We start from the raw sequence: 25,453 nt of genomic DNA on the forward strand, positions 1-25,453 counted from the left end.
GCCTCGACGGGGCCTGGGCCCCGGCCGCCATGGCCCTCGCCCTGGGCGCCCTGGCCCCGGTCGCCGAATCCGCAGCGGCGCTCGGCCGGGCGGGTGGTCTGCGCGCCGCCGCGGCCCGGGTCCGGGCCGCCGTGCACGCCCCCGCCGGGGCCCCCGCCTCCGCCGAACCCCGCCCCGTACCCCCGGGGCCTCTCGGCCTGCGGCTGCGCGGCGTACGGTTCGGCTACGGGGGAGAAGCCGTGCTGGACGGCGTCGACCTCACCGTCCGGCCGGGTGAGACCGTGGCCCTCGTCGGCGCGTCCGGGGCCGGCAAGTCGACCTGCGCCCACCTCCTGGCCCGCTACTGGGACCCGGCCGAAGGCACCGTGGAACTCGTGCCCACCGCCCCGGACCACCCCGTCGACCTGCGGGACCTCGCCGAGGACGACCTGCGCGCCGCCGTGTCCGTGGTGGGGCAGGAGGCCCCGCTCTTCCACGGCACGCTCGCCGAGAACCTCCGTCTGGGTGCCCCCGAAGCGACGGCGGACCAGCTGGACGCGGTGGCCCGGATCTGCGGGATCGACACCGTCGCCGACGCCCTGCCCGACGGTCTCGACACCGCCGTCGGCGAGCGCGGCGCGACCCTCTCCGGCGGCCAGCGCGCCCGGGTGGCCCTGGCCCGGGGACTGCTGAGCGGACCACGTGTCCTCGTCCTGGACGAGACGACCGCCCATCTGGACCACCGGGGCGACGCGGAACTCGCCCGGGCGCTCGCGGCCGACTCCGCCACCCGGGCGACCCTGGTGATCGCCCACCGCCCGGCCACCGTCCGCAGGGCCGACCAGATCGCCGTCCTGGACGGCGGGCGCATCGTCGAGGAGGGCACCTGGGACGAGCTGATCCGGGCCGACGGCCTGCTCACCCGCCTCTTCGCCCACGAGCAGACGCCGGACGCGGTGCTCAGGGAATCGGCTGCTCCGCCCAGATGATCTTCCCCCGGGGCGTGTACCGCGTGCCCCACCGATGCGCGAGCTGCGCGACGAGGAACAGACCCCGCCCTCCCTCGTCCGTCGTCCTCGCGTGCCGCAGCCGCGGCGAGGTGTTGCTCGCGTCGGACACCTCGCAGGTCAGCGCCGACTGGAACAGCAGCCGCAGCCGCACCGGCCCGGAGGCGTACCGGATCGCGTTGGTCACCAGCTCGCTGACGATCAGCTCCGTCGTCATCGACAGCTCCTCCAGCCCCCACACCTCCAGCTGGCGGGAGACCTTCGCCCGGGTCTCCCCGACCGCCGCCGGATCCACGGGGACGTCCCACGACACCAGGTGCTCCGGGCTCAGGACATGCGTCCGGGCGAGGAGCAGCGCGATGTCGTCCGGCTGCGGGACGGGCAGCAGTTCCTTGACCACCGCCGGACACAGATCCTCCAGCGGCAGCCCGCCCCGGGACACCTCACGGCCCAGCCGTTCCATGCCGCTCTCGACGTCCATGTCGGTCCCCTCGATGAGCCCGTCGGTGTAGAGACCGAGGAGGCTCCCCTCGGGCAGGACCATCTCCAGCGACTCGAAGGGCAGCCCGCCGAGTCCGAGCGGCGGCCCGGAGGGCAGGTCGGGGAAGGTGACCGCCCCGTCGGGGGTGACGACCACCGGCGGGGGGTGGCCCGCCCGCGCCATCGTGCAGCAGCCGCTCGTCGGGTCGTAGACGGCGTACAGGCAGGTCGCCCCCACCACCGTCGAGCCGCCCCGCTCCGCCGGACCCCCCGCGCGTTCCTCCTCGCTGAGCCGCAGGACGAGATCGTCCAGGCGGGCCAGCAACTCGTCCGGCGGGAGGTCCATGTCGGCCAGCGTCTGTACGGCGGTACGCAGCCGGCCCATGGTCGCGGCGGCCCCGATGCCGTGCCCGACGACATCGCCGATGACCAGGCCGACCCGGGCCCCGGACAGCGGGATCACGTCGAACCAGTCCCCGCCGACCCCGTCCTTCGCGTCCGCCGGAAGGTACGACCACGCCACGTCCAGCGCCGTCCCGCCCCGCAGCGTCTGCGGCAGCAGGCTCCGCTGGAGCACCAGCGCCGCGGTGTGCTCCCGGGTGTAGCGGCGGGCGTTGTCCACGCACACGGCGGCCCGCGCCACCAGCTCCCGGGCGGGCGCCACATCGTCCTCGTCGAACGGCACCGGGTTCTGCGACCGCATGAAGGTGGTCAGCCCCAGCACGGTGTCGCGGGCCCGCATCGGTACGGAGATCAGCGAGTGCAGCCCGAACTCCCGGATCCGGTCGGCCCGCGCCGGGTGCTCCGTCATCCACCCGTGGCTGTCCGGGTCGAGCACCGGCAGCAGAACCGGGGCGCCGGCCAGCAGGAAGTGCGCGTCGTGCGGCGGCGGCACGAAGTCCACCGCCTCCCCGACCTGGACGACCGCCTCCGGGCAGCCCTCCCGCACCGAGCTCATGCCCGCGCGGCGCATCGCCGGCCGCTCGCCCTCGGCCGGGGTGGCCGACCCGGGCCGGTCACCGCCGAACGGGGTCTCCAGCAGGTCGACGAAGACGAAGTCCGCGAACCGGGGCACCGCGAAGTCGGCGAGTTCCTGCGCCGTACGCTGTACGTCCAGGGTGGAGCCGATACTCGCCCCGGCCTCGTTGACCAGCGCGAGCAGCCGCCGCGCGTTCCACCGGTCGGTGACGTCGCGGACCATGTAACCGATGCCGATCCGCCGGTCCTGGGCGTCGGCCAGCGGAAAGAACGAGCTGGCGTACGCCCGTCGGCGGTGCGGATCGGCCCAGCTCCAGCCCAGGTACTCGTAATCCGTGACCGCCTCGCCCGTCGACAGGACCTGCCGCATCAGCCGCTCGATGGGCGCCGCCAGCGCACTGGGCAGCACATCGGCGGGCCGGCGCCCCAGACGCTGCTCCCGCGGTACGCCGCCGAACCGCTCCAGGGTGTCGTTGAGCCAGAGATAGCGCAGGCCGGGGTCGAGCACCGCCATCCCGACCGGGGACCGGGCCATGAAGTCGTCCAGCACGGACCCGCTCATCGTCCAGTGCGGGGTGAGCTCACGTCCGGACACCAGGAAGACCTCCTGCCCGGCGATCTGGAACGAGGCGGTGACCCGTACGTCGATGTCCAGGGACCGCCCGTCCCGGCCCCGCAGCGGGACCAGCCCGCTCCACGCCGACCCGGTCCGGCAGCGCGCCGCCACGGCGGCCGTCCGGCGGGGGTCCGGCGGGCCGGTCAGCAGGCGGGCGGCGGACCGGCCGACCACCTCGGCCGCCGGATACCCGAGCAGCGCCTCGGCCCCGCGGGTCCAGCCGATGACCGTGCCGTCCCCGGTGATCACCGCGGCCGCGTCGTCGTCCGTCCGCGCCGGCCCCGGCCCGCCCCCGGAGGGCAGCGGGCCGGACTCCGCCGGGAAGCCCTCATCGGCGGATGCCATTGCACCTCACCACCCTCTGTAGGTTTCCATGGTCGCGCGTCGCCCCGGACCGCGCCCGGTGCGGCGTGCGCGGTCCGCGCGCGAGCCGTCCCCCGTTCGGCGGCGTGACGGAGCGGGACGCGCCCGCGTTGGTGGGGTGACAAGCGGTTGCTCGTCCCCCTGCCCCCGCGCTGGACCCGTGTGGGTGGACGGCTCCGGCCCCCGACCCGAGGGCCGGAGCCGTTTCCATGCCCGGGGTCAGAAGCGGAAGCAGATCTCACGCTCCCGCAGCCACGCGCCCAGCCACTCGGCGAACGGCACGGTGACGCACCACCTGCGGGTCGGCGGCGGCTCGGCTCCGGGCGCCGGGGACGTGGGCGCCACCGGCGGCGACGGCTCCGAGGGAGGCGTGAGCGTCGGGGACGGGGCCGGATCCGTGGGCGTCGGCGTCGGCGAGGGGGTCGGTGTCGGGCTGGGGGAGGGCTCGGTGGGCGCGGCCATCTCCGTCATCATCGTCCGGAACACCTGCGAGGACCGCGGATTGCTCCTGCACTGCCAGACACCGTGCGGGCAGTAGTCCGTGACCGTCTGGTAGAGCGGTTCGTGCCGGTCGATCCACTCCAGCATCCGCCGCATGTACTCGGGGTTGTCGCCGTTGCGGAAGAGCCCCCACTCCGGGAACGAGATGGGCTTGCCGCGCTCCGCGGCGAAGTCGACGTGCTTCTGGAGCCCGTACGGGTCGGTGATCTGGTCGTCGAAGGTCTCACCGGGAGGCTGGTCGTAGGAGTCCATCCCGATGATGTCGACGACGTCGTCACCCGGGTAGCACTCGGTCCACGGCACCGCGTCCCGGCCCCGGCTCGGCGTGAAGTCGAAGCGGAACTCCTGACCGGGCACCGCACGCATCGCCGTGACGATCCGCTCCCAGTACGCCTTCCAGGACGTGGGATCGGGGCCGCACCGGTGCGTGTACGTCGTGCCGTTCATCTCCCAGCCGAGCACGATCACGGTGTCCGGCACGCCCAGCTCCACCAGGCGTTCCGCGAGCCGCGTGAAGTGCTGGTCGTGGTCGCCCGCCGCACCCGCCCGGAGCAGCCTGCGGACCTCACCGTCCGGGACCCGCTCCTCGTTGCGCTCCAGCATCGGTACGTTCAGGACGAACATCCGGTCCGGATCCGCCCGCCTCCACTCCGCCCAGGCGTCGAGGAAATCGGGGGAGCCCTCGATGTTCACCCACAGATCGCCCGGCAGATACGTGTGCCCCACCCGCAGCTCCGCCCCGCCGAGCCAGCGCGAGAACTCGGCCATCCGGCTGACCCCGGCGGGCCCGTAGTCCAGATACGCGCCGTGCGCCGTACCGCTGCCCGCCCTGAGCCCGCCGGGGGCCGCGCCGTCGACGGAGTCGGTGCCCGGAGACGACTGGCCCGCGATACCGCCACCCGCCAGGAGGCTGAGAGCAAGCGCCGCGATGCACGAAACGATGAGACGGCGCTTGGCCGGCATTGTTCCTCCTGGCTGCGGTGAATTCCGGCCGTTTCGGCCGATAGGGAGAGAGTCGCATCATCGTGCACCGGGGGCATGCGCAGGAGTCCATTTATCGTATTCGGCGTTGCGGACGTGCCGTTCAGGTGAATGTGGGGCCGAACGTGAACGGCAGCGATCCGACGCGGTTGTCGAAATTCGAATCCACCAGCCCCGGGTCCCCGAGATCCCGCATGACGGGACGCCGGTCGATCAGTTCCCGGAACAGAGCCGTCATTTCGAGCCGGGCCAGATGCGCTCCCAGACAGTGGTGCGGCCCCCCGCCGCCGTATCCCAGATGGGGATTGGGCGAGCGGGTGATGTCGAAGCGATCCGGATGGGTGAAAACCGTCTCGTCGCGATTGGCGGACGCGTAAATGAGTGCGACTTTCTCGCCCGGGAGGAATGTTCGGCCACCCAGCGCGAATTCCGCGGTGACGGTCCTGCGGAACTGGATGATCGGCGTCGAATGGCGCACGATCTCGTCGACCGCCCCGCCGATGTACCGGTCGAAGTCGGACCGCAGCAGCTCCCGCTGCTCCGGATTCCGGTCGAGCAGGAACAGCCCGTGCGCGATGGCGTTGCGGGTGGTCTCCACCCCGGCGACCAGCAGCAGCGAGAAGAAGGCGCCCAGCTGCCGCCCCGACAGCGCCTCGCCGTCGATGTCCGCACACACGAGCGCCGAGACGAGGTCGTCCCCGGGGCGACGGCGGCGCTCGGCGGCGAGCCGCCCCATGACCCACTGCATCCGGGCCAGGGACGCCAGCCCCCGCCCGGGGATCCGCAGCCGGGCCCGGCCCCGCCGCGCGACGCCGACATGCTCCGACGCGTGGTCGATCTGCTCGGCGATCCGCGCCCGGTACGCCTTCGGGATGCCCATCAGGTCGCAGATCACCTCCAGCGGCAGCCGCGAGGCCGCCGACGGCACGAAGTCCCGGGGCCGCTCGGCGATCAGCTCGTCCACCAGCCGCCCGGCGAGCCGGTCGACGTTCTCCTCGACGCCCGCCAGCAGCCGCGGGGTGAACCGCCGCGAGATGATCCGGCGCAGCGCCGCGTGCTCGGCCCCGTCCATGTTGACCATCGAGTTCCCGAACAGCGCCTTCGCCCAGCCGGCCGGCTCCGGAGTGGTGACCCCGGGAGCGCTCGCGAACACCCCGGGCGTACGGCTCGCGGTCCGCACATCGGCATGGCGCACCAGGGCGTAGAACGGCTTTCCGGCCGTACGCGCCGTACCGGGCCGGGGCGTGAACAGCACCGGTGCGTCCAGCTCCCGCAGCAGCGCGAAGGCCCCGAGCCGCTCGGGGCGCGGCAGCCGCCAGAACGCCGGGTCGGCCAGATCGACGTCCGCCGCGCGCAGCGCACGGTCCCCGGACGGCTGATACGGAACGGTCATGCCCACCACCTCCACGGTTCGCCAGGCCATGGTCCGGTCCACCGGTCACGGGAGCCCCCGCGACGCGGCCTGTCGCCGCCGATCGCCCCGCACCCTCACGCGTTTGCCGGAACGCGACCGCCGCGTGTGCGCCGTACGCCGCACGCACGAGAACTGTTTCGCCACCGCCTCGTTGTCAACATCGCCATCAGAAGCACCTCGGACGAGTTAACGAGAGGCAGGTAGTCATCTCATGAGCCCCACCCCCGCGAAACCGGGCGGCACCCGCATTCCCTCCCGCCGGACCGTCCTGCGCGGAGCCTTCACCGCCGCCGTGGTCACGGGCACCGCCGGCGCCCTGCTGCCGCTGCTCGACCGCGACCCGGCCGCCGCGGACCGGCCCGCACCGGCGCCCGGGCCCGGCTTCGGATCCCGCGCCACGACGGAGGAGTTCGTCGAGATGTACCGGGGCCGGGAGATCCGGGGGACGGCGACCGTCGTCGTCCCCGCGGGCGCCCCGGCCGACGACCGGGCCGCCGTCGCCGCCGAACCGGTCACCGAGATCCGCATCGACGGCCGGCCGCTGCACGTCATGAGGCGGGCGGACGGCACCTATCTGAGCGACGTCCGCCACTACGAGTCGTATCCGACGCTGCGCGAGACGGCCCGGGCCGCCGTCGACGAACTCGGCTCCGCCCGACTCGCCCCGCCCGCCGCGCACCGCATGTGAACCAGGAGGACCAGCACCGGTGTACACCCGCAAGAACCAGCGCGATCTCACGCGCACCGAGAAGCGCCGGCTCATCGACGCGATCCTGAAACTGAAGCGCTCGGGCCGCTACGACGACTTCGTCGTCATGCACCGGGAGTACTACGTCATGGACACCGAACGCCGGCCGCGCCCGGCGCACATGACGTCCTCGTTCTTCCCCTGGCACCGCCAGTACCTGCTGGAGTTCGAGAAGGCGCTCCAGCGCGTCGACGCCGGCGTCAGCGTCCCCTACTGGGACTGGACCCAGGACAACAGGACGACGTCCTCGCTCTGGGCGGAGGACTTCCTCGGCGGCAACGGCAGGCCCGGCGACCGCCGGGTCACCACCGGACCGTTCGCCTACGCGGCGGGCAACTGGAGCGTCGGCAGGGGCGTCACCGACGAGCATTACCTCACCCGCAACTTCGGCAGGCCGGGCAGCGACCCGGTCTCCCTGCCCACCAAGAACGACGTGGCGCGGGCCATGAAGGACCCCGTCTACGACACCGCGCCCTGGAACAGCATCAGCACCGAGGGCTTCCGCAACCGCGTCGAGGGATGGGGCATCCGGGACGTGCGCACGGTCGGCCTGCACAACCGGGTCCACCAGTGGGTCGGCGGGCCGATGGCGGGCGCGGCCTCCCCCGAGGACCCGGTGTTCTGGCTCCACCACTCCTTCATCGACCTGCTCTGGGACCGCTGGCGCAAGGCCCATCCCAAGTCCGCCTACCTGCCGGGCCGCAAACCCGCCTCACCCGGCCCGGACCGCGACTACGTCTTCGGCCTCGACGAGGCGATGCCCCCCTGGGGCGTGACTCCGAGAAAACTCCTCGACCACAGCAAGACCTACCGCTACGCCTGAGGCCGGACGGCGGAACGGCCGGCCCCCTCCGCAAGGAGGGAGCCGGCCGTTCCGGAACCGCGGGAGATCAGCGGCCGTAGCCGTAGTCCCCGTCGCCGCCGTTGTCGTCGTGGCCCTCGGAGACGTTGGCGCAGGTGTTGCCGAAGGCCGGGTTCAGCAGGCCGATCACGTTGATCGTGTTGCCGCAGACGTTCACCGGGACGTGCACGGGAACCTGGACGGCGTTGCCCGAACCGACCCCGGGGGAGCCGGCGGCGATGCCCTGCGCACCGGCGTCGGCGGACGCCAGGCCGGCGCCGCCGGCGATCAGGGCGCCGGTGCCGGCCATGACAGCGGCGACCTTCGTCATACGAGACATGGAGAACTCCTTGTAAAGAAGGGGGTTGTGCTGCGGACACGAGGCCCACACCCCCTGACAACGCGAAAGACGCCGGACGGTAACGGATCTGTGCATAGTGGATATCTCCGACGCCGCCGTCCGGCGTACGCCCGGCGTGTCAGCGTCCGATCACGGGCAGCCCCGACAGCCGTTCGTGCCAGTCCCGCGCCGCCGGGAACCGTGCCTTCACGGTCTCCACCGCCCGCTCCCGCACCGCGACCTGCGACTCGCGCAGCCGCAGCAGCGGCTCCAGACCCGAACGGGCCAGCAGCAGCCGCTGATTGACCACCGGCACCGGCCCCCAGTGGTTCTTGTAGCTCTCCGCGCCGCGCAGCAGGCTCAGCACCGTGCGCCCGCCGTCCGAGGCCTGCTGGGCCACCTCGCGCAGCAGCATCGTCGACACATCGACTTTCCGTTCGCGCAGCGCCGGATCCGCACCGTACAGATAGCCGCCCGTCAACCGCCCGGACTGCAACGACAGGTTGGACGCCACCACCTCGCCGTTCAGCCGGAACTCGGTCATGGCCGCCGTGCCGTCCCCGACCATCCGCCCCACCGACCGGATCAGATGGTCCGAGAACCGCGCCCGCAGATGCTCGGGGTTGACCGTCCGGCCCTCCCACTGCCGCTCGTGCAGCCGCAGCAGCGTGCCGATCGCGGCCGGTACCCGGTCCTGCGGAATCCGGTGCGCCTCGATGCCCAGGGCGTCGACCTTGCGCAGCTTGGAGCGCAGCCGCTGGCCCCGCGAGCCCGTCAGCCTGGCCACGCGGTCGTCCAGTGGCTCGGCCGGCAGCTCCATGCACGTCGAGTCCGTGAGCCGGCTCCGGGCCCCCGGCCACCGCCCGAACAGCAACTGCGCCGACGCGTCCGGCCGGACCTCCCGCAGATCCACCACGGTGTGCCGGGCCGCCCGGTCCAGACCGCGCCCCAGCGCCCCCACCGCGTACCCGGCCTCCTCCTGGTCCAGGAGGATGTCGAAGAAGTCGGAGACGGCCCCGCCCATCGGGACCAGCAGCGGCATCGGACGGTGCACCAGCATCAGCGGCGCCGCCCCGATCAGCCGCCCCGCCCGGCGGACCAGCAGCACCCGCAGCCGACCCTCCTGACCGTACGAGATCCACCACGAGTGCAGCCAGGCATGGCTCTGGAACGGGGTGGGCGTGGCACAGCGGCGGTGCAGCGCGTCCCACTCACCGGCGAGCGCGCCGAACTCCCCGAAGTCCCGGCACAGGGTCACGGCCAGGCCGCCGGCCCGGTGCGCCGTCATCGGACCAGCTCCCGCTCGTCCTGGGCGACGCCCCCGGCCGCCGGACCGGGCACCTGGGCCGAGACGCTCCAGCCTTCCCGGCGCGGCCGCACCAGCAGGACGAGACCGCCCAGGAGACCGCCCGCCGCCGCCCCCACGGCGGCCCCCAGCGGCACCGACGGCGAGACCGGCTGGTCCGGCGTCATCGCATGGGTGAACTTGATCAGCTTGACCCCGGTGTCCTTGGAGACATGACCGCTGCTCACGATGACGGCTTCGATGACCGCGTTGGCGATGTCGGCCGCCTTGTGACGGTCCGAGGAAGTGCCCGTGACGGCGATCATCGGCGAGTCGGGGGAGGTCTCCGACGTGACGTGGGACCGCAGTTCGCGCAGCGGCTCGCCCGCCGCGCCCTGCGCGTACGAGAGGGTCGCGTCGCTCGTCGTCAGCCGCCCGTACGACTGGGCGTACCCCAGCGCCGCCGCGGGGTCCGTCTCCCCTTCCGCGACCGCCATCGCATAACTGGTGGCCTCGTACTGCGGGGTGGCGAGCGCGCCGTACGAGAGCCCGGACGCGGTGCCGATCAGCACGCTGACGGGCAGCGGCCACCAGTGCGGCAGCCGGGTGAGGGCGGTGCGCAGCCGACGGACGCCGACGCGTCGCTGCTGCTGCTCGGGTGAGTCGGTCATGAATGAGCTCTCCGGTTCGGTGGGGCGGTGTCGAGGGCGTACGCGTACACGTCCATCAGGCGCTCGCTGCTGCGCCGGATGTCGTAGTGGCCGACGGCCCGGGGCGGCGGCCGGCGGTCCGGGCCGGCCTGTATCCGCTGCCGCAGCCGGGCCGTCAGCTCCTCGGGGCTCCCGGCGATCCGGGTCGCGCCCGGGGCGTGGGCGGCGGGCAGGTCGTCGATGGCGGGGCAGGCGTCGTGCAGCACGGGGAGCCCGGCGGCGAGCGCCTCCACGGCGGCCAGCCCGAAGGACTCCTCGCGGGACGTGGAGACGAAGACGTCCAGGGCGCTCAGCAGCGCCGGAACACCCGGGACCGGACCATCCCCGTCCTCGTCGCACTCCCCGAGGAACCGGATCCTGTCTACCGCGCCCAGGCGCAGGGCCAGCGCCCGCAGCGACCCGGCCTCCGGCCCGTCCCCGGCCAGCAGCAACCGGGCCTCCGGCAGGGCGGCGACCGCGCGGATCAGCACGTCGAACCGCTTGCCCGGCACCAGCCGGCCGACCCCGCCGACCACGAACGCGTCCTCGGGGAGGCTCAGCGCCGCCCGCACGGATGCTCGCCGCTCCCCGTCGAAGCGGAACCGGTCCGCGTCGATGCCGTTGGGCACCAGCCGGATCCGGTCGGCGGGCACCCCCCAGTCCCGCAGCCGGCCGGCCACGGTGGAGGAGACGGCGACCGTCGCCGCGCCGAGGCGTTCGGTGGAGAGGTAGAGGGCGCGGATGGACCGGGTGAGCGGGCGGCCCTCGATCTCGGCCCGCCCCAGGGAGTGTTCGGTCGCCACGGTGGCCCGCGTCCCCGCGAGGCGCGCCGCGATCCTGCCGTACACACAGGCCCGGTAGAGATGCGTGTGGACCAGGTCGTAGCGGCCGTCCCGGATCAGCCGGGCGAGGCGTCCGACGGCCGACAGGTCCCGGTTGCCGCGCATCCCGAGGTGCGTCACCCGGATCCCGTCGGACCGCAGCTCCTCGGCCACCGCCCCCGGGTTGGTGAGCGTCACCACGTCGCACTCCACCGGCAGATGGCGCAGCAGCAGCCGCAACTGCCGCTCGGCGCCGCCGACCCCGAGCCCGGTGATGACGTGCAGCGCCCTCACCGGGGGCCGCCCGCCCGCACCGGCGCGGCGGTCCGCGGGCCCGCACCGGGCACCGCCACCTGCCGCAGCCCGTGCCGCAGGTCCTTGGCCCACAGCCGCACCCCCCGGTCCGCCTGGCTGATGTGCGTACGGGGCAGGGCGAACCGGCTGAGCAGCGGACCGGGCGTCAGCGCACACGCGTAGCCGTAGCCCGCCGAGCGCGCGGCCCGCGTGACCCGGCGGTCGAGGAAGCCGTACGGGTAGCAGAAGCCCTCCGGGAGCGAGCCCGTGAGATCGCCGATCAGCGCCCTGCTCTCCGTGGTCTCGCGCCGCAGCTCCTCGTCACGGAGACCCGTCAGGTCCTGGTGGTACAGCCCGTGCGAGCCGACCTCCATGCCCGCGGCGGCGACCCGCCGGACGTCGGCGTGGGTGAGCAGCGGCTTGCGCGGGCCCAGCGGATCCCACTCGTTGACCCCGCCCGGGCGGCCCGGCAGCACGAACACCGTGGCCCGGAAGCCGTGCTTGCGCAGCACGGGCAGCGCCTCGTCGAGGAAGTCCGCGTACCCGTCGTCGAAGGTCAGCCCGACCAGCCCGCGCCGCCCCGCCGCCCCCGCGCGCAGCAGCTCCGACACGCCCACCCCCGTCAGCCGCCGGCTGCGCAGCCAGGACAGCTGCTCGTCGAGGCGTTCGGGGGAGACCGTGATGCCGTACGGATCGTCGCTCGGGTCCGTCACCGAGTGGTACGTGAGGATCCACGGCTGACGGCGGGTGTGCGGGCGGAGCCGGGACGAGGGAGCATCGGCGCGATGTACCGAGGATTCAGCGGCCATCAAGGAACCTCCGTCGGATGAGTGCCAGCAGGGAGACGACCTCGGGCGAGCGCAGGGCGAGGCAGGTCAGGAAGAACACGGCGGGGACGAGGAGACACCCGGCGGCCAGGCTCAGCACCGGATCGGGGACGAGCGGGGCGCACGCCCAGCCCGCCGCGCCCGCCACCAGCGACGCCCCGGCGAGCCGGCCCAGCGAGAGCGCCACGTCCCGGGCCCTGATCGGCACCACCCGGGTGCCGAGGCCCATCAGGAGCAGCAGGGCCGTGGAGCTGATCCCGATCGCGTTGGCGGTCGCGATGCCGTCCACACCGAAGCGGTACGTCAGCGCATACCCGGCTCCCATGGTGACCAGCAGCCCGGTCCCCATCGCGAACGCCGGGAACCAGGTGGGCCGCCCGGACGAGAAGAACGGCCGGCTCAGCGCGCCGACCAGACAGTGCCCCAGCAGCCCCAGCGCGTAGACCCGCATGACCTGGGAGGTCGACGCGGTGTCGGCGGAGTCGAACGCGCCGCGCTGGAAGAGCACTTCGACGATCTGGGGCGCGTAACCGAGGACGACCGCCGTGCCGAGCAGCACCACAAGGCCGGCCAGCCCGAGGTCCCGCTCGACCCGCCGCCGGGCCTTCTCGTGCTCCCCGGCCGCCATCGCCTGTGCGACGACCGGGAAGGTCACCGTGCAGATCATCAGCGACAGCACCATCGGCATCTGCGCGACCTTCTGCGCGTAGTTGAGGTGCGAGATGGCCCCGACGGGCAGGGTGGAGGCCAGGAACCGTTCCACCAGCACCTGGGACTGACGGCTCACCACGAACACGACCACCGGGGCCAGTACGGCGAACCCCAGCAGCGGAGCACTCCGCGCCGCCCGCCGCCTCAGCCGCCCGAACCGGGGCAGCCGAGGCCGGGCGAGCGGCACCAGCCGCAGGAAGACGGGCAGCTGGGTGAGGATCATCAGCGCACTGCCGACCGCGACCCCCGCCGCGGCCGCCCGCACCCCCCAGACCGCGTGCAGGGCCAGCGTCATCCCGATGATGCCGAGGTTGTACGCGACATAGACCCCGGCGGGCGGCAGGAAGCTGCCGTGCGCGCGCAGCGCGGCGCTGAAGTAGCCGGTGATCCCGAAGGTGAGGACGGTGACCGCGGTCAGCCGAGTGCAGTCCACCGCGAGCCGGGGATCGGCGAGCCCCGGGGCCAGCACCCCGACGACCCACGGCGCGCCCGCGATCAGCAGCGCCGCGCCGCCGGAGAGCAGCAGGAACAGCCGGGGGAGCGTGGCCGCCACCAGTTCCCGTACGGGGTCGGCGCCTCCCTCTGTCCCGCCGGAGGCACGACGGGTGAGGGCGAGGCTGAACGCCGGGACGAGGAGGAGTGCCATCCCGTCCTCGATCAGCAGCGTCGCCGCCATCTCGGGCACGGTCCAGGCGATCAGGAACGCGTCGCTGGCGTCGCTCGCCCCGAAGTACCGGGCGATGGCCTGGTCCCGCACCAGACCGAGGACGGCCGCCAGCACGGTCAGCACCGCCGTGCCCGCCGCCGCCCGGGCGAGGAACGCCCCGAGCCGGGGCGTCTCACCGCTCGGCGTCTCCGGTGCGGCGGGCCCTTCCGGACCCGCCCCCGGGGCGGGGAGCAGCGGCGGGCGCGGGCCCGCCGCAGCGTCAGCCGGACGTGCCTCGGCCTCCGTGCCCGTACCGGACTCGCTCATGCGGCGTTCACCCGGTCCGGCTCGGCCAGCGCCCACCAGGCGGCCAGCCCCAGCACGACACCGCTGAGCACCGTGGTGGGCCCGCCGATGTCCGCGTACAGGAAGTTGACGCTCTGCCAGGTCATCAGGGCGACCGCCACCAGACCGCAGTCCAGGGCCGCGTGGGCGCGGGAGCGGGCGAGCCACAGCCGGCGGATCGCGCCGACCAGGATCGCCGCCCAGCTGCCGACGAGCGCGGTCAGTCCGATGAGGCCCTGCTCGCCGAGGACGAGGAGATACATGTTGTGCGGGGAGAGAAGGGCCTGCCGGCGGAACTCCTGGCCCGCCCCGGCGGTGTCGCTGCCCGACGAGAGGCCGATCGAGGCGTGCCCGTCGCGGTGGTCGGGGAAGCCCTTGAGACCGACCCCGGCGGCCGGCTGCTCGCGCCACATCGCGCCCGCCGCGCTCCACATCGCGTACCGGTCGCTGACCGACCGGTCCGGGGTGCTGGTCACCCGGGTCACGCTGGCGGCCCGGTCCGCGATCATCTCGGAGCCGATGCCGAACCCGCCGACCAGCACCACGCCCGCCGCGCCCAGCACGGCCAGCGAGGTGAGCGCCTGCCGCCGCCCGCTCAGCGCCAGGGCGACGAGCACCGCGGCGGCCGTGGCGATCCACACGCCCCGGCTGAACGACAGTGTCAGCGGCACGATCAGCGCGACAGCGAGAACGGCGGCGCACGGCCGCAGCCAGGCCGGGGCGCTCCGGGGCGTGCGCAGAGCGCAGGCGGCCGCGGCGAGCAGCCCGTAGGCGACGACGGTCGCCATGCCCATGATGTCGCTGGGCCCGAAGGTGCCGACCGCCCGGATGTCCTCGCCCATGTACGAGGCGCCGGTCCCGGTGACGTACTGATGGACGCCCGTGACGCCCTGGACGACCGCCAGGAGGACCAGCGAACCGGCGACGACCCGGAAGCCGTACGCGTCCCTGAGCAGCAGGAACACCGTGGCGGGCACGAGCACGAAGACCTGGAGGTAGCGGACGAGCCCCGGCAGGGCCGCCCCCGGGTCCGCCGCCGTGACCGTGGCCACCGCGAAGCCCACCGCGGGCAGCCCCAGCACCAGCGCCGCGGTGGCGCTCAGTGGCCGCTGCCGCAGATACAGCACCCGCCCCACGCACACCAGCACGGCGATCCCCGAGGCCACGTCGGCCGGGCCGCCCCCGCCCGAGGTCCCGTACGGGAGGGCGGGCAGCAGGACGGTCGCGACCAGCGGCAGCAGCGGCCAACGTCCGCGCCAGCCGGTCCAGGGGGAGCGGGCGACGGCGCGCGGCGCGGCCGCCGGTGACGGCACGGGCGGGGTGAGGACAGCGGTCATGGTCAGCTGCCTCCGAGCCGGAACAGGGAACCCGCCGTTCGCGCCAGCACGCACGCGTCCTGCCACAGCGACCAGGTCTCGATGTAGTGGTTGTCGAAGCGGGCCCGCTCCTCGATCGAGGTGTCGCCGCGCAACCCGTTCACCTGGGCAAGACCTGTGATGCCCACGGGCATCCGGTGGCGGGCCTGGTAGCCGGGGTGGGCGCGGCTGAACTGCGCCACGAAGAAGGGGCGTTCGGGTCGCGGACCGACCATGCTCATGTCGCCGCGCAAGACGTTCCACAGCTGCGGCAGCTCGTCGAGGGACGTCCGGCGCAGCAGGCGGCCGACCCGGCTGAGCCGCCCGTCGGACGCGACGTTCCAGCGGGTGGCCGACTCCTGGACGTCGGCGGGGCGCAGCGTACGGAACTTCAGCAGGACGAAGGGGCGTCCGTGCCGGCCGACGCGCTCCTGACGGAAGATCACGCCCGGCCCGTCGGAGAGCCGTACGGCGAGCGCGCAGGCCGCCATCACCGGGGCCGCCAGCACCAGCCCGACCGCGGCCAGGACGGCGTCCATCGCCCGCTTCACCCCGTGGCCGAGGGGGCGGTCCGTCCCGTCGGGCAGCGGCTGGGCGGTGAAACCCCACAGATGGTCGGGCCTCCCGCCCGCCGGGGGTGCCGCTACGGCGCCGGGCCCGGTGATCAGCCACACCCGGCAGCCGTGCCCGGTGAGGAGGGTGAAGAGGGCGGCGCCGTCCGGGGTGGCCTCCGGCGGGGCCGTGAACACCGCGTGCCGCACACTGTTCTGCACCACGGCCCGCCCCACCTCCTGGGGCGAGGCCAGGACCGGCAGGGGCACGGCGTCGGAACCCGTCACCTGCTGCTCGTCCCCGGCCGCCGGGGCGACCAGACCGACCGGCCGCAGCCCGTACGCGGGATGGTCGTACAGCGCGGCCGTCACCTGACAGGCCGCCGGCCCCTGGCCCACGACCAGCGTGGACTGCGGGCGGCGCACGGCGGCCCGCCGCCGCGCCCGGTGGACCGCCGCGCGCCCGGCGCAGGTCAGCGCGGTCTGCGTACCGGCCCCGTACACCAGCACCGCCCAGCCGAACCCCTGCTGCGGGGCCCAGGCGTCCAGCACCTCCATCGTCACGTACCACTGGAGGAGGGTGAGACCGAGGAGCGCGGGCAGATCGGAGAGGACCGAGGGGGACAACCGCATCCGGTACAGACCGCGCCAGGCGAAGAGCAGCACCTGCGCCACCGCCTGGACGGCCATCAGCAGCCAGGGCCACGCGACCGGGACCACCAGGGCGAACGTCACCGCCGGGGCCAGGGCGTCCACGCACAGCAGCGGGACGGGACGGCCGTACCGGACGGCCCGGCGCTCACCCGGCCTCGCCTGCGCACCGCCGCCGCTTCTTCGCGGCGGATGAACCGTGTGAGCCTGCACGGCTGTTGCCTGGCCGGCTCCGGGAACCGGTGCACTCTCCATCGTCATCGCTCGGTGCGCTTCCTCGTCGTGGGGCCGGACATGCCGACAAGTTCCTGGTAGAGACCGGCAACCGCCCCCGCGGTCCGTCGGACGTCGAAGGCCGCCCGGGTGTGGCGCAGGGCCCGGCGGGACACCGCCTCGCGCAGATCAGGGTCGGTGAGCAGGGCGGTCAGCGCCGAGGCCAGGGCCGCCGGATCCTCCGGTGGTACGAGGCAGTGGTCCTCGTGGCCGGGCGGGAGACTCTCGCGCGCGCCGTTCACATCGGTGAGGACGACGGCGCGTCCGCAGGCCATCGCCTCCAGCGGGGCCAGCGCCATGCCTTCCCACCGGGAGGGCAGTACGAGGACGTCGGCGGCGTGGATCCACGGCCGCACGTCCTTACAGGCCCCGGTGAACAGCACGCCCGGCGGGGCCGACGCCTCAAGACCGTCCCGGTCGGGCCCGTCGCCCACCAGGACCAGCCGCGCCCCCGGCACCGGCATCCGGCGCCAGGCCCGCAGCAGGACGTCCTGGCCCTTCTGCCGGGTCAGGCGGCCGACGCAGACGACCAGCGGGGCATCCGCGGCGACCTCCTCCAGTAAGGGGAGGGTGGCCCGGGCCTCCGCCCGGACCGAGTGGTCGCCGGGGCGGAACCGGTCCAGGTCGATGCCGTTGTGGATGACCGACCAGCGGGCGGCGATGCCCGCCTCCTGCCCGGTGCGGCGCTCCGACTCGCTGACACACAGGATGTGGTCGGTCCAGCGTGCGCCGAACCGCTCCCAGCCGAGCGCGAGTTCGGCGGTGCGTCCGCCGACGGCCTCGAACGACCAGGCGTGCGGCTGGAAGACCGTGGGGACCCGGCCGCGTACCGCGATCCGGCCGGCCAGGCCCGCCTTGGCGCTGTGGGCGTGCACCACGTGCGGGCGGCTCGCGCGGACGATCCGGCGCGCGGCCGCGACCTCACCGGCCAGCCGGGGCCCGGGAGTACGGGTGGCGGCCCAGCCGTGGACCTCGGCGCCCGCCGCCGCCGCCCCGAGGGCCAGCGGGCTCCCGGGGGGACAGGCCACCACGGGACGCAGTCCGGCACCGGCCTGGGCCCTGACGAGATCGGTGACGACCCGGGCCACTCCGCCGTCCACGGGCTGAACCACGTGAAGGACCGTCAATTGTCTTTCTTCAGTACGACGCATGTTCAGCACGCACGGCTCTCTTCGCTCAATACGGTGAGTAAAGCCGAGGTGCACTTTGGCAGATATGTGGCGATATCGTGCGCGTGACTCGCTCATACGACCACATGGGGATTGCCCGTCCGGATGGGCCGTCCGGGTGGTCGCGCGGCAGACCGGCGCAGGCCCGGGTGCCTTCGCGGGCCGGTGGCGAAAGGGCACCGGGGGTCCGGCGCGGGGAGCGGGCCGATGTTCCGCGCGACGTCCGCCGGTTATACCGTCAGCCTTTTCCGGGAAAGCGCACACCGCCGAACGCCGCACTGGATGGCGTCACCATCCATCGGTGCCGTCGCCGAAAAGCAGGAGCGCCCCGGACGGTGTCCGGGGCGCTCGGCGAGGCGCCGGTGTCAGCCGGTGCGGTCCACCAGATACGGGATCAGCGTGAGCAGATCCCCCCGGGCCTCCTCCTCCAGCGGCACCCGGTCCAGGCAGGCGCGGGCCGCCGCCAGGTGCTCGTGCGCCTCGGCGATCGTCGCCTCGCGCCCGCCGGCCTCGTCGATCAGCTCCGCCGCGCGCCGCGCCGCCGCGTCGTCGAGCGGCCCGGCGGAGGTGAGCAGCGCGTCGAGCCGCCCGGCCGCCGGGTGGTCGGCGGACAGCGCCGCGAGCACCGGGTACGTCTTCTTGAGCCGCCGCAGATCGCTGTGCACGGGCTTTCCCGTCAGCTGCGGATCGCCCCAGATCCCGAGCAGGTCGTCCACCGCCTGGAACGCCACCCCCACATGCCGCCCCGCCAGGTCCAGCGCCTCGGCGGTCGACGCCGGAGCGCCCGCCAGCACCGCGCCCAGGGCGGCCGCGCAGCCGAGCAGGGACCCCGTCTTGTGGGTGGCCATCGCCCGGTACTCGTGCGGCAGGACGGCGCCGGGCCCGGACCACGGCCGGGACTCGAACAGCAGATCCTGCGCCTGCCCCCGCACCAGATCGCCCAGCGCGCCCGCCAGTTGCCGCACCGCGGCCGGGCCGCCGGGACCGGGGGCCTCCGCCAGCGTGGACACGGCCAGCGCGAACAGGGCGTCCCCCGCGAGGACCGCCGGGCCCGTGCCGTACGCCTTCCACAGCGTCGGCCGGCGGCGGCGGGTCTCGTCGCCGTCCATGATGTCGTCGTGGATCAGCGAGAAGGTGTGGATCAGCTCGACGGCGACCGCCCCGAGCACCCCGTCCTCCCCGCTGCCGCCCGCCGCCTCCGCGCCGAGCACCGCGAGCGCCTGGCGGACCCCCTTGCCCTGCGATCCGGGCGACGGTTCGCCGTCGGCTCCGCGCCAGCCCAGCGAGAAGGCCGCCGTCTCCGCGTGCCAGGGGTGCAGCCGGCCCACCGACTCCACCAGGGCCGGGCGGACCAGCTCGCGGCACCGGTCCAGTATCTGCGGCGCGCTCGCCCGGCGGGTCGTGGAGAGCGTCATCGGCGGCCGTCCCCGGCACCGGCCGACGCGGGTTCCACGTCCAGTTCGGCGTACGCCTTCTCGACCATCTCGCGGGCGTTGAGCAGCCCGATCCGGTCGAGCCTGCCCCGCAGTTCGTCCAGGTCGGCGGCGGTGGCGTCGCGGTCCCGGCCGAGCCTGGCCCGGGCCTTCACCAGGCCGAGCGAGGCCAGCGCCTCACCCCGGGGCTCGTCCATCGCGCGGAACTCGCCGAGCGCCTGCTCGTACACCGTGCGCGCCTCCTCGTACCGCCCGGCGCGGAACAGCACGTTGGCCCGCATCTTGTGGTTGTACGCCAGGGCGCTGGAGAGGTTCATCTCGCGGCAGGTGACCTCGGCCTCGGCGAGCAGATCGAGCGCCCGCCCGGTCGCCCCGTCCCGGAGGGAAACGATGTCGGCGATGCCGCGCAGCGCCCAGGCCCGGCCCCGCCGGTCGTCCGCGTCGCCCGCCAGGACCGCCGCCTCCTCGAACATCTCCAGGGCCGTGTCCAGCGAACCGGTGTTGCGGTGGATCTGCGCGATGCCCTCCAGCGCCCAGACGGTGTGCCGGGCCTCGCCCCGGGCGCGGGCCTCGGCCAGCAGCTGTTCGTGCAGCGTCGCGACGGTCGCGTAGTCGCCCTGGATCCGCCCGGTCTCGGCGAGGCCGGCCAGCGAGTAGCCGCGGGCGACCACGTCGCCGCCCCGCTTCCCCAGCTCCGCGGCGAGGCCGAGCAGCCGGAACGCCAGGCGCAGCGCCCCGCGTTGGCGCGCCAGCGTGCCGCCGCTCCACAGCGCCCAGGCCATCGCCCCGGTGTTCCCGGCCGACCGCGCCGCCCGGTAGCTGGCCTTCCAGGCCCGGTCGGCCTCCGCCACCTGGCCGAGCCTGCGGTGCGCCTCGGCCACGGCGAGGCCGGCGCGTGCCACCTCCTCCTGCGATCCGGAGAGCTCGGCCTGCCTCAAGTGGCGTACTCCCTCGGCCAGTACGTCGGTGAGGGAGGCGTTCACCGACATCTTGGTGAGAGCTCCCTGGTACTCGGGCGCCAGTGCCTTGGTCTGCATGGGTGCCTTCCGCGCGGTGCCGGGCCCGCAGCCAACCGGCTATACCTTCTGCGTATACATGGGGGGTATAGTCGGTCGGTCGTGCAGGCCCGGATCTTGTGGGGGTGGGGCGCCGCTCGTCATGTGCGGCGAACCGTCCTGTCGTCGATCAAGACGGCAGGCGGGTGCGGAGGGTTGCTCGGGCGGCCCAGGCCGTTCCGGGCCGCCCTGTCTATGTCCCGTTACGCCCTGCCCTGCACCTTCTCCGTACGTCGCAGCCGGTGACGTACCGCACGCCGGGCCACCGGTCCGAGCTCGTCCAGCACCCCGGCCGGCGCGGCGAGCTGCTCCAGCGCCTCGAAGGCCCGCTCCGCGCCCTCCGGGTCGACGCCCTCGTACATCTCCAGGCCTCGTACCCGAACAGCGGGCCGAAGCGGCGGTTGGTCACCGTGACCCGGATACGGAAGCGGCCCGTGGCGTCGTGGAAGGACTCGCGGACCTCGGCCTCGCCGCCGATCAGGTTCGGGACCCGCAGGTCGAACGGTCCCTCGCGGAACCGGTGCTCGCCGGAGCGGATCAGCAGCGAGCCGTCGGGCTCGGATCAAGTCCCGCCGTGTTCCAGGAAGCTGTCAGAGAGGGTTGAGTGCTCGCTCAACCCCCTCTGACAGGCCGTGCTCAGGCCGTATTCGCGGCGGGGCCGCCGGGGGCCAGGGCACATCGGCCAGGAGCGGCAGGATGTGCTCCTCCTCGTAGTCGAGGTGGGCGGTCAGCTCCTCGGTCATCCGGGCCAGTTCGGCACGGAAGCGGTCCGGTTCCGCGATGGCCACATCGGCCAGCAGGTCCGCGAGCGCCGACTGCACGGCCCCGATGGAGCGGTGCTCCTCCCGCAGCCGGTCGAAGACGTCCCGCAGGTGGGGGTGGTAGCCCTCCATGGTGGGGAACATGTGCCCGTCCTCGGCCGTGTGGTGGAACTCCAGCGCCTGGCAGAACGAGAGGCAGCGCTGCCGGATCTGCATCCCGAGACCGGGGGCGGGCGGTTCGCCGTCGCCCCCGTGCCCGGCCCGGGCGGCGAAGTGCGCCTCGGTCTCGTCGTGCACATGGCGCAGTTGGCCGCGCAGCCAGGTGTGCACCTCCACCAGCTTGTCGGCGAGCGAGGTGATCGGGGGAGCCGCCGCGTCGGGGTCGGGGAGCGCCAGCACCACGACGGGCAGCACCCGGTCGGTGGCGTCCTGGTACTCCGCGTACCCCGGCGCCTCGGCGACGACCCGGGCGAAGAGCTCGTCGCGCCGGGCCCCTTCGGCGGGTACGGCGAGCGAGTCGAACTCCTCACCGCCCAGCTCGACCCGCACGGTGGGGTGGGCGAGGAGATTGCGGTACCAGTCGGGGTGGAGGGGTGCGCCGAGGTTGGAGGCGACGACGAGGAGCCGGCGGCCGTCGCGGACATAGCCGAGCGGTGTGGTGTGCGGCTTCCCGGAGCGGGCGCCGGTGGTCGTGAGCAGGAGGAGATCGGCGCCCTCGAAGGGGCCGCCGACCTTCCCCGCGTTGGCACGGAATTCGGTGATGACGGACTGCTGGAAGGTCTGGGACATGGAGGTTCTGGGTCTCCCGGAAGGAATGCGGGCAGGCGAAGGCCCGGCGTCGCGGAGTGCGGAGTGCCGGCCGCGAGGCGCCCGGGGCAGGAGCGCTCAAAGGTGAGAACGCTCAGAAACAGGGGTGCTCAAGGCCGGAGATGCTCAGAGGCAGGGGGCGATGAATGGACTCATGGCGTCATCCCTGGAAGAAGGTGCTGGCTTGATCGCCGGCCGGCCCAGATCTCTTTGGCCGACGTCACGCTGCACAGACAGCATGAGAACCCGATCCGCTCGTCCCTGTCAACGCGGGGGCGGGCAACGGAAAGGCGGGCAAGGGAAGCGCGGACGACGGAAAGGCGGGCAACGCCGGAAATCGCGTTGCCCGCCCTGCGCCGCTATCTCGTCGTCGCCGGGCTGCTGGTCCGGCCCCGGGACGGGCAGCAGCTACCACCGCGGACGCTGACGGCGAAGACCGTCACCGCAACGGCGCGTCGAACTGCGTCAGTTGAGGGTGTCGGGGTCCGGGCCGGTGCGCATGCCCCGGTCCAGGGCGGCGACGGCGTCCATGTCCGCGGCCGACAGCTCGAAGTCGAAGACGTCGATGTTCTGCCGGATCCGCTCGGGCGTGACCGACTTCGGGATCACGATGTTGCCGAGCTGGAGGTGCCAGCGCAGGACCACCTGGGCCGGGGACTTGCCGTACCGCTCCGCGATGGAGACCAGGGCCTCCTCCTTGAGCAGGGCGCCCTGGGCCAGCGGGCTCCAGGCCTCGGTGGCGATGCCGTGCCCGGTGTGGAAGGCGCGCAACTCGCTCTGCTGAAGGCCCGGGTGCAGCTCGATCTGGTTGACGGCGGGGATGAGCGTGCCCGTCTCCAGCACCCGGCTCAGGTGGGCGGGCTGGAAGTTGGAGACCCCGGCCGCGCGGATCCGGCCGTCGGCGGCCAGCTTCTCCAGGGCGCGCCAGCTCTCCGGGTACAGGTCGTGGGCGGGCGTCGGCCAGTGGATCAGGTAGAGGTCCACATGATCGAGGCCGAGCTTGGCCAGGCTCGCGTCGAACGCGGCGAGCGTGGCCTCGTAGCCCTGGTCGGCGTTCCACAGCTTCGTGGTGACGAACAGCTCCTCGCGGGGAATCCCGGAGGCGGCCAGCGCCCGGCCCACACCGGCCTCGTTGCCGTAGACCGCCGCGGTGTCGATGGACCGGTAGCCCGCCTCCAGTGCGGCGGAGACGGCCGCGGTGGTCTCGTCGTCGGGCACCTGGAAGACGCCGAAGCCGAGCTGGGGGATGGTCACTCCGTTGTTGAGCGTGACGGTGGGAACGGTGGGGGCGGTGGACATGGGGGATCTTCCGTGGCGCGATGCGCGCCGATATGAACGGCGTACGGCGTTTACTGGCGTCAACAATAATTGCATACGCGGGTTATGTGCAAGCGCGGGCAAGGTGGGGCGGGGTGTCCGGGTCGGCGTCCGCCCCGCGGGCCTGTCGAAGGGGGCATGCCCGCGGTCCTGCCCCCTTCGCCGGACCGGTGCGGTCATGTGCTGGACTGGCGTTTTCGCCCGGATCGGCCAGCACCCCGGATCAGGAGTTCTTGTGAGCAGTTACCGGCAGCCCGGCGTCGTCCTCACCGACCGCCGTTTCACCGTGCCCCTCGACCACAGCGACCCCGGCGGCGAGCAGATCGAGGTCTACGGCCGGGAAGCGGTCGCCACCTCCCGGGCCGGCGAGGAACTGCCCTGGCTGGTCTATCTGGAGGGCGGCCCCGGCTTCGGCGCACGCCGGTTCGTCGGTACGGAGGCCTGGCTCGGCCGGGCCCTGCGCGAGTTCCGGGTGCTGCTCCTCGACCAGCGGGGGACCGGTCTCTCCACCCCGGCCAACCGGCAGACCCTGCCGCTGCGCGGCGGCCCGCGCGAGCAGGCCGACTACCTCGCCCACTTCCGCTCCGACTCCATCGTCCGCGACTGCGAGCTGATCCGGTCGCAGCTCACCGGCGGGGCGCCCTGGACGGTCCTCGGCCAGTCCTTCGGCGGCTTCTGCGCCGTCCGCTATCTCTCCGCCGCCCCGGAAGGGCTGAAGGAGGTCCTGATCACCGGCGGGCTGCCCTCGCTGGACGCGCACGCGGACGACGTCTACCGGGTCGCGTACCCCCGTATCGAGCGCAAGGTCGCCGCCCACTACGCCCGCTATCCGCAGGACATCGAGCGCGCCCGCGCGATCGCCGCGTACCTCGCCGAACACCGGCCCGAGAGCGCCGGACACCGGCTCACCCCCGAGGGCTTCCAGTCGCTCGGCATCCTGCTCGGCACCGGCAGCGGCAGCCACCAGCTCCACTACCTGCTGGAGAACGCGTTCGTCCGCACCCCACACGGCACCGAACTCTCCGACGCCTTCCAGGAAGCGATGCGCACCACCGCCTCCTTTGCCGGGCACCCCCTCTACGCCCTGCTGCACGAGGCCATCTACGGGCAGGGCGAGCGCGCCACGGCCTGGGCGGCGGAGCGCGTACGGGGAGAGTTCCCGCAGTTCGACGCGGCGACCGCGCTGGCCGGCGACGGTCCCGTCCTCTTCACCGGCGAGACCATCCACCCCTGGCACTTCGACGTCGACCCGGCGCTGCGCCCGCTGCGCGAGACCGCCGAACTCCTCGCGCGGCGCACCGACTGGCCGGTGCTGTACGACCCCGAGCGGCTCGCCGCCAACGAGGTCCCGGTCGCGGCGGCCGTCTACCACGACGACATGTACGTCGACACCGCGGACTCGCTGCGCACGGCGGCGGCGATCCGGGGGCTGCGGACCTGGGTGACGGACGAGTACGAGCACGACGGGGTCCGCGCGGGCGGTCCCCGGGTCCTGGACCGGCTGCTGTCCCTCGTGCGCGACGAGGCCTGATCCAGGACCCTTCGTTGGGATCATGCCGGGCCCGCGCGCCCGCCCCCGGAACGGGCCGGGCCGGCCGCGAACCGGCCGGCCCCGCCGGGATCAGCGCTGGAGCTCCTCCAGCGTGGCGTCCAGGTCACCGGCGGAGCGCGGGGCCCGGTTGTGCGGCAGCTTGGAGAGGACCGCCGCCATCCCGCAGGTGTTGCTGAGCGCCGAATACACCAGGCCCGTACCGACGCCCGCCGAGAGCCAGCGCGCCGCCGGGAAGCGGATGCCCGCCACCAGCCCCGCCACCACCAGCGAGCCCGCCGCGAGCCGCACCTGGCGCTCCATGGCCCACGTGGTGCGCGCGCCCTCGGGGCGGTCCAGGCCGCGGCCGTCGCCCTCCCAGGCCGACGTGCCGCCGGTCAGCGTCACGGCCTCGATGTCCGCGCCCGCGAGGATCTCGCACGCCCGCGTGGACCGGACCCCGGAAGCGCACACCACCAGCAGCGAACCGCGCGCGGAGGCGGACTTCAGCGCGGGCAGCGCGTCCGGGAGCTTGTCGAGCGGGATGTTCAGGGCGCCGGGGACATGCCCGGCGGCGTACTCGCCCGGAGCCCGTACGTCGATGACGGTGAACTCCTCCAGACGGGCTGCGGCCTGGGCGGGGGAGAGGGAAGCGGGGCTGGGCACGACGGGGTTCCTTTCGTTCGC

At 73.7% G+C, this 25,453-nt stretch carries 21 protein-coding genes and 2 pseudogenes; 4 read left to right on the forward strand and 19 right to left on the reverse strand.

From position 1 onward, the window contains the following. Nucleotides 1-968 (forward strand): ABC transporter ATP-binding protein (locus tag A3Q37_RS07585; protein ID WP_141693550.1); only part of this gene is annotated, 968 nt, incomplete at its 5' end. Here the strand turns inward: A3Q37_RS07585 and A3Q37_RS07590 are convergent. The 3 genes from A3Q37_RS07590 to A3Q37_RS07600 form a co-directional block, all read right to left on the reverse strand. After that, nucleotides 940-3,405 (reverse strand): SpoIIE family protein phosphatase, encoded by a 2,466-nt coding sequence (locus A3Q37_RS07590; RefSeq protein WP_065479578.1) that lies wholly within the window; start codon nt 3,403-3,405, stop codon nt 940-942. The two genes, A3Q37_RS07585 and A3Q37_RS07590, sit on opposite strands and share 29 nt — an antisense overlap. A 237-nt stretch (nt 3,406-3,642) precedes the next feature. Beyond that, nucleotides 3,643-4,887, reverse strand: a complete 1,245-nt coding sequence (locus A3Q37_RS07595; protein WP_065479581.1) for a glycoside hydrolase family 26 protein — start codon at nt 4,885-4,887, stop codon at nt 3,643-3,645. 121 nt (nt 4,888-5,008) lie between these two features. Further along, nucleotides 5,009-6,298 carry a cytochrome P450 gene (locus A3Q37_RS07600; protein WP_065480221.1) on the reverse strand — a complete coding sequence of 430 codons (1,290 nt, stop codon included), beginning with the start codon at nt 6,296-6,298 and terminating at the stop codon, nt 5,009-5,011. 232 nt (nt 6,299-6,530) lie between these two features. Here A3Q37_RS07600 and A3Q37_RS07605 point away from each other — a divergent pair, with 232 nt between their 5' ends. Continuing rightward, nucleotides 6,531-7,007 (forward strand): tyrosinase family oxidase copper chaperone, encoded by a 477-nt coding sequence (locus A3Q37_RS07605; protein WP_065479590.1) that lies wholly within the window; start codon nt 6,531-6,533, stop codon nt 7,005-7,007. Nucleotides 7,008-7,026: 19 nt separating this feature from the next. Next, nucleotides 7,027-7,890: a tyrosinase family protein gene (locus A3Q37_RS07610; protein ID WP_065479593.1), complete on the forward strand. Its 864-nt coding sequence runs from the start codon at nt 7,027-7,029 to the stop codon at nt 7,888-7,890. A 67-nt stretch (nt 7,891-7,957) separates the two neighbouring features. On the opposite strand, the gene A3Q37_RS07615 is transcribed toward A3Q37_RS07610, so the two are convergent. From A3Q37_RS07615 to A3Q37_RS07675, 15 genes and pseudogenes are all read right to left on the reverse strand, one after another. Further along, a complete protein-coding gene (locus A3Q37_RS07615) occupies nt 7,958-8,248 on the reverse strand; it encodes a chaplin (protein WP_065479595.1) in 291 nt (96 codons plus the stop codon). Nucleotides 8,249-8,387: 139 nt separating this feature from the next. Next, complete coding sequence (locus A3Q37_RS07620) at nt 8,388-9,536, reverse strand: GNAT family N-acetyltransferase (protein WP_065479598.1); 1,149 nt, start codon at nt 9,534-9,536, stop codon at nt 8,388-8,390. Further along, nucleotides 9,533-10,204, reverse strand: a complete 672-nt coding sequence (locus A3Q37_RS07625; protein ID WP_065479601.1) for a lipopolysaccharide biosynthesis protein — start codon at nt 10,202-10,204, stop codon at nt 9,533-9,535. Before A3Q37_RS07625 ends, A3Q37_RS07620 begins: the two co-directional genes overlap by 4 nt. Next, nucleotides 10,201-11,337 carry a glycosyltransferase gene (locus tag A3Q37_RS07630; protein WP_065479604.1) on the reverse strand — a complete coding sequence of 379 codons (1,137 nt, stop codon included), beginning with the start codon at nt 11,335-11,337 and terminating at the stop codon, nt 10,201-10,203. The genes A3Q37_RS07625 and A3Q37_RS07630 overlap by 4 nt, the downstream gene beginning before the upstream one ends. Then, the gene (locus A3Q37_RS07635) at nt 11,334-12,146 is read right to left on the reverse strand and encodes a polysaccharide deacetylase family protein (RefSeq protein ID WP_065479607.1); all 813 of its coding nucleotides are present in this window, start codon (nt 12,144-12,146) and stop codon (nt 11,334-11,336) included. Before A3Q37_RS07635 ends, A3Q37_RS07630 begins: the two co-directional genes overlap by 4 nt. Further along, on the reverse strand, nt 12,136-13,848 hold the full coding sequence (murJ, locus tag A3Q37_RS07640; protein ID WP_065479610.1) for a murein biosynthesis integral membrane protein MurJ: 1,713 nt from the start codon (nt 13,846-13,848) through the stop codon (nt 12,136-12,138). Before murJ ends, A3Q37_RS07635 begins: the two co-directional genes overlap by 11 nt. Then, nucleotides 13,845-15,203: an O-antigen ligase gene (locus tag A3Q37_RS07645; protein WP_065479613.1), complete on the reverse strand. Its 1,359-nt coding sequence runs from the start codon at nt 15,201-15,203 to the stop codon at nt 13,845-13,847. The genes murJ and A3Q37_RS07645 overlap by 4 nt, the downstream gene beginning before the upstream one ends. 2 nt (nt 15,204-15,205) lie before the next feature. Next, nucleotides 15,206-16,528: a sugar transferase gene (locus A3Q37_RS07650; protein WP_255311772.1), complete on the reverse strand. Its 1,323-nt coding sequence runs from the start codon at nt 16,526-16,528 to the stop codon at nt 15,206-15,208. 152 nt (nt 16,529-16,680) lie between these two features. Beyond that, a complete protein-coding gene (locus A3Q37_RS07655; protein WP_065480224.1) occupies nt 16,681-17,847 on the reverse strand; it encodes a glycosyltransferase in 1,167 nt (388 codons plus the stop codon). 383 nt (nt 17,848-18,230) lie between these two features. After that, nucleotides 18,231-19,280, reverse strand: a complete 1,050-nt coding sequence (locus A3Q37_RS07660) for a polyprenyl synthetase family protein (protein ID WP_065479619.1) — start codon at nt 19,278-19,280, stop codon at nt 18,231-18,233. After that, nucleotides 19,277-20,335: a tetratricopeptide repeat protein gene (locus A3Q37_RS07665; protein ID WP_065479622.1), complete on the reverse strand. Its 1,059-nt coding sequence runs from the start codon at nt 20,333-20,335 to the stop codon at nt 19,277-19,279. Before A3Q37_RS07665 ends, A3Q37_RS07660 begins: the two co-directional genes overlap by 4 nt. Nucleotides 20,336-20,556: 221 nt before the next feature. Further along, nucleotides 20,557-20,724, reverse strand: a pseudogene (locus A3Q37_RS35500) (TetR/AcrR family transcriptional regulator); the annotation flags it as partial. Beyond that, a pseudogene (locus tag A3Q37_RS35505) lies at nt 20,724-20,915 on the reverse strand (DUF4166 domain-containing protein); the annotation flags it as partial. The pseudogenes A3Q37_RS35505 and A3Q37_RS35500, both read right to left, overlap by 1 nt. A 28-nt stretch (nt 20,916-20,943) precedes the next feature. Then, nucleotides 20,944-21,903, reverse strand: coding sequence for a nitroreductase/quinone reductase family protein (locus A3Q37_RS07670; RefSeq protein ID WP_065479625.1), 960 nt, complete (start codon nt 21,901-21,903; stop codon nt 20,944-20,946). 483 nt (nt 21,904-22,386) lie between these two features. Further along, complete coding sequence (locus tag A3Q37_RS07675) at nt 22,387-23,220, reverse strand: aldo/keto reductase (protein ID WP_065479628.1); 834 nt, start codon at nt 23,218-23,220, stop codon at nt 22,387-22,389. 253 nt (nt 23,221-23,473) lie between these two features. On the opposite strand from A3Q37_RS07675, the gene A3Q37_RS07680 reads away from it, so the two are divergent. Beyond that, entirely contained in the window at nt 23,474-24,769 is a 1,296-nt protein-coding gene (locus tag A3Q37_RS07680) for an alpha/beta fold hydrolase (RefSeq protein WP_065479631.1), read from the forward strand. A gap of 90 nt (nt 24,770-24,859) precedes the next feature. Here A3Q37_RS07680 and A3Q37_RS07685 read toward each other — a convergent pair whose 3' ends face one another. Further along, nucleotides 24,860-25,432, reverse strand: coding sequence for a rhodanese-like domain-containing protein (locus tag A3Q37_RS07685; RefSeq protein ID WP_030586230.1), 573 nt, complete (start codon nt 25,430-25,432; stop codon nt 24,860-24,862). Nucleotides 25,433-25,453: the final 21 nt, after the last annotated feature.

Origin of the sequence: Streptomyces sp. PTY087I2 (genome assembly GCF_001687325.1) — a bacterium.
Lineage (GTDB): Bacteria > Actinomycetota > Actinomycetes > Streptomycetales > Streptomycetaceae > Streptomyces.

Excerpts from the sequence above, each read along its gene's own strand:
- A3Q37_RS07665 (WP_065479622.1), bottom strand. The coding sequence starts at position 20,335 with ATGCAGACCAAGGCACTGGCGCCCGAGTACCAGGGAGCTCTCACCAAG.
- A3Q37_RS07675 (WP_065479628.1), bottom strand. The coding sequence starts at position 23,220 with ATGTCCACCGCCCCCACCGTTCCCACCGTCACGCTCAACAACGGAGTG.
- A3Q37_RS07670 (WP_065479625.1), bottom strand. The coding sequence starts at position 21,903 with ATGTCCCAGACCTTCCAGCAGTCCGTCATCACCGAATTCCGTGCCAAC.
- A3Q37_RS07635 (WP_065479607.1), bottom strand. The coding sequence starts at position 12,146 with ATGGCCGCTGAATCCTCGGTACATCGCGCCGATGCTCCCTCGTCCCGG.
- murJ (WP_065479610.1), bottom strand. The coding sequence starts at position 13,848 with ATGAGCGAGTCCGGTACGGGCACGGAGGCCGAGGCACGTCCGGCTGAC.
- A3Q37_RS07600 (WP_065480221.1), bottom strand. The coding sequence starts at position 6,298 with ATGACCGTTCCGTATCAGCCGTCCGGGGACCGTGCGCTGCGCGCGGCG.
- A3Q37_RS07620 (WP_065479598.1), bottom strand. The coding sequence starts at position 9,536 with ATGACGGCGCACCGGGCCGGCGGCCTGGCCGTGACCCTGTGCCGGGAC.
- A3Q37_RS07615 (WP_065479595.1), bottom strand. The coding sequence starts at position 8,248 with ATGTCTCGTATGACGAAGGTCGCCGCTGTCATGGCCGGCACCGGCGCC.
- A3Q37_RS07655 (WP_065480224.1), bottom strand. The coding sequence starts at position 17,847 with ATGCGTCGTACTGAAGAAAGACAATTGACGGTCCTTCACGTGGTTCAG.
- A3Q37_RS07625 (WP_065479601.1), bottom strand. The coding sequence starts at position 10,204 with ATGACCGACTCACCCGAGCAGCAGCAGCGACGCGTCGGCGTCCGTCGG.
- A3Q37_RS07590 (WP_065479578.1), bottom strand. The coding sequence starts at position 3,405 with ATGGCATCCGCCGATGAGGGCTTCCCGGCGGAGTCCGGCCCGCTGCCC.
- A3Q37_RS07660 (WP_065479619.1), bottom strand. The coding sequence starts at position 19,280 with ATGACGCTCTCCACGACCCGCCGGGCGAGCGCGCCGCAGATACTGGAC.
- A3Q37_RS07645 (WP_065479613.1), bottom strand. The coding sequence starts at position 15,203 with ATGACCGCTGTCCTCACCCCGCCCGTGCCGTCACCGGCGGCCGCGCCG.
- A3Q37_RS07605 (WP_065479590.1), top strand. The coding sequence starts at position 6,531 with ATGAGCCCCACCCCCGCGAAACCGGGCGGCACCCGCATTCCCTCCCGC.
- A3Q37_RS07595 (WP_065479581.1), bottom strand. The coding sequence starts at position 4,887 with ATGCCGGCCAAGCGCCGTCTCATCGTTTCGTGCATCGCGGCGCTTGCT.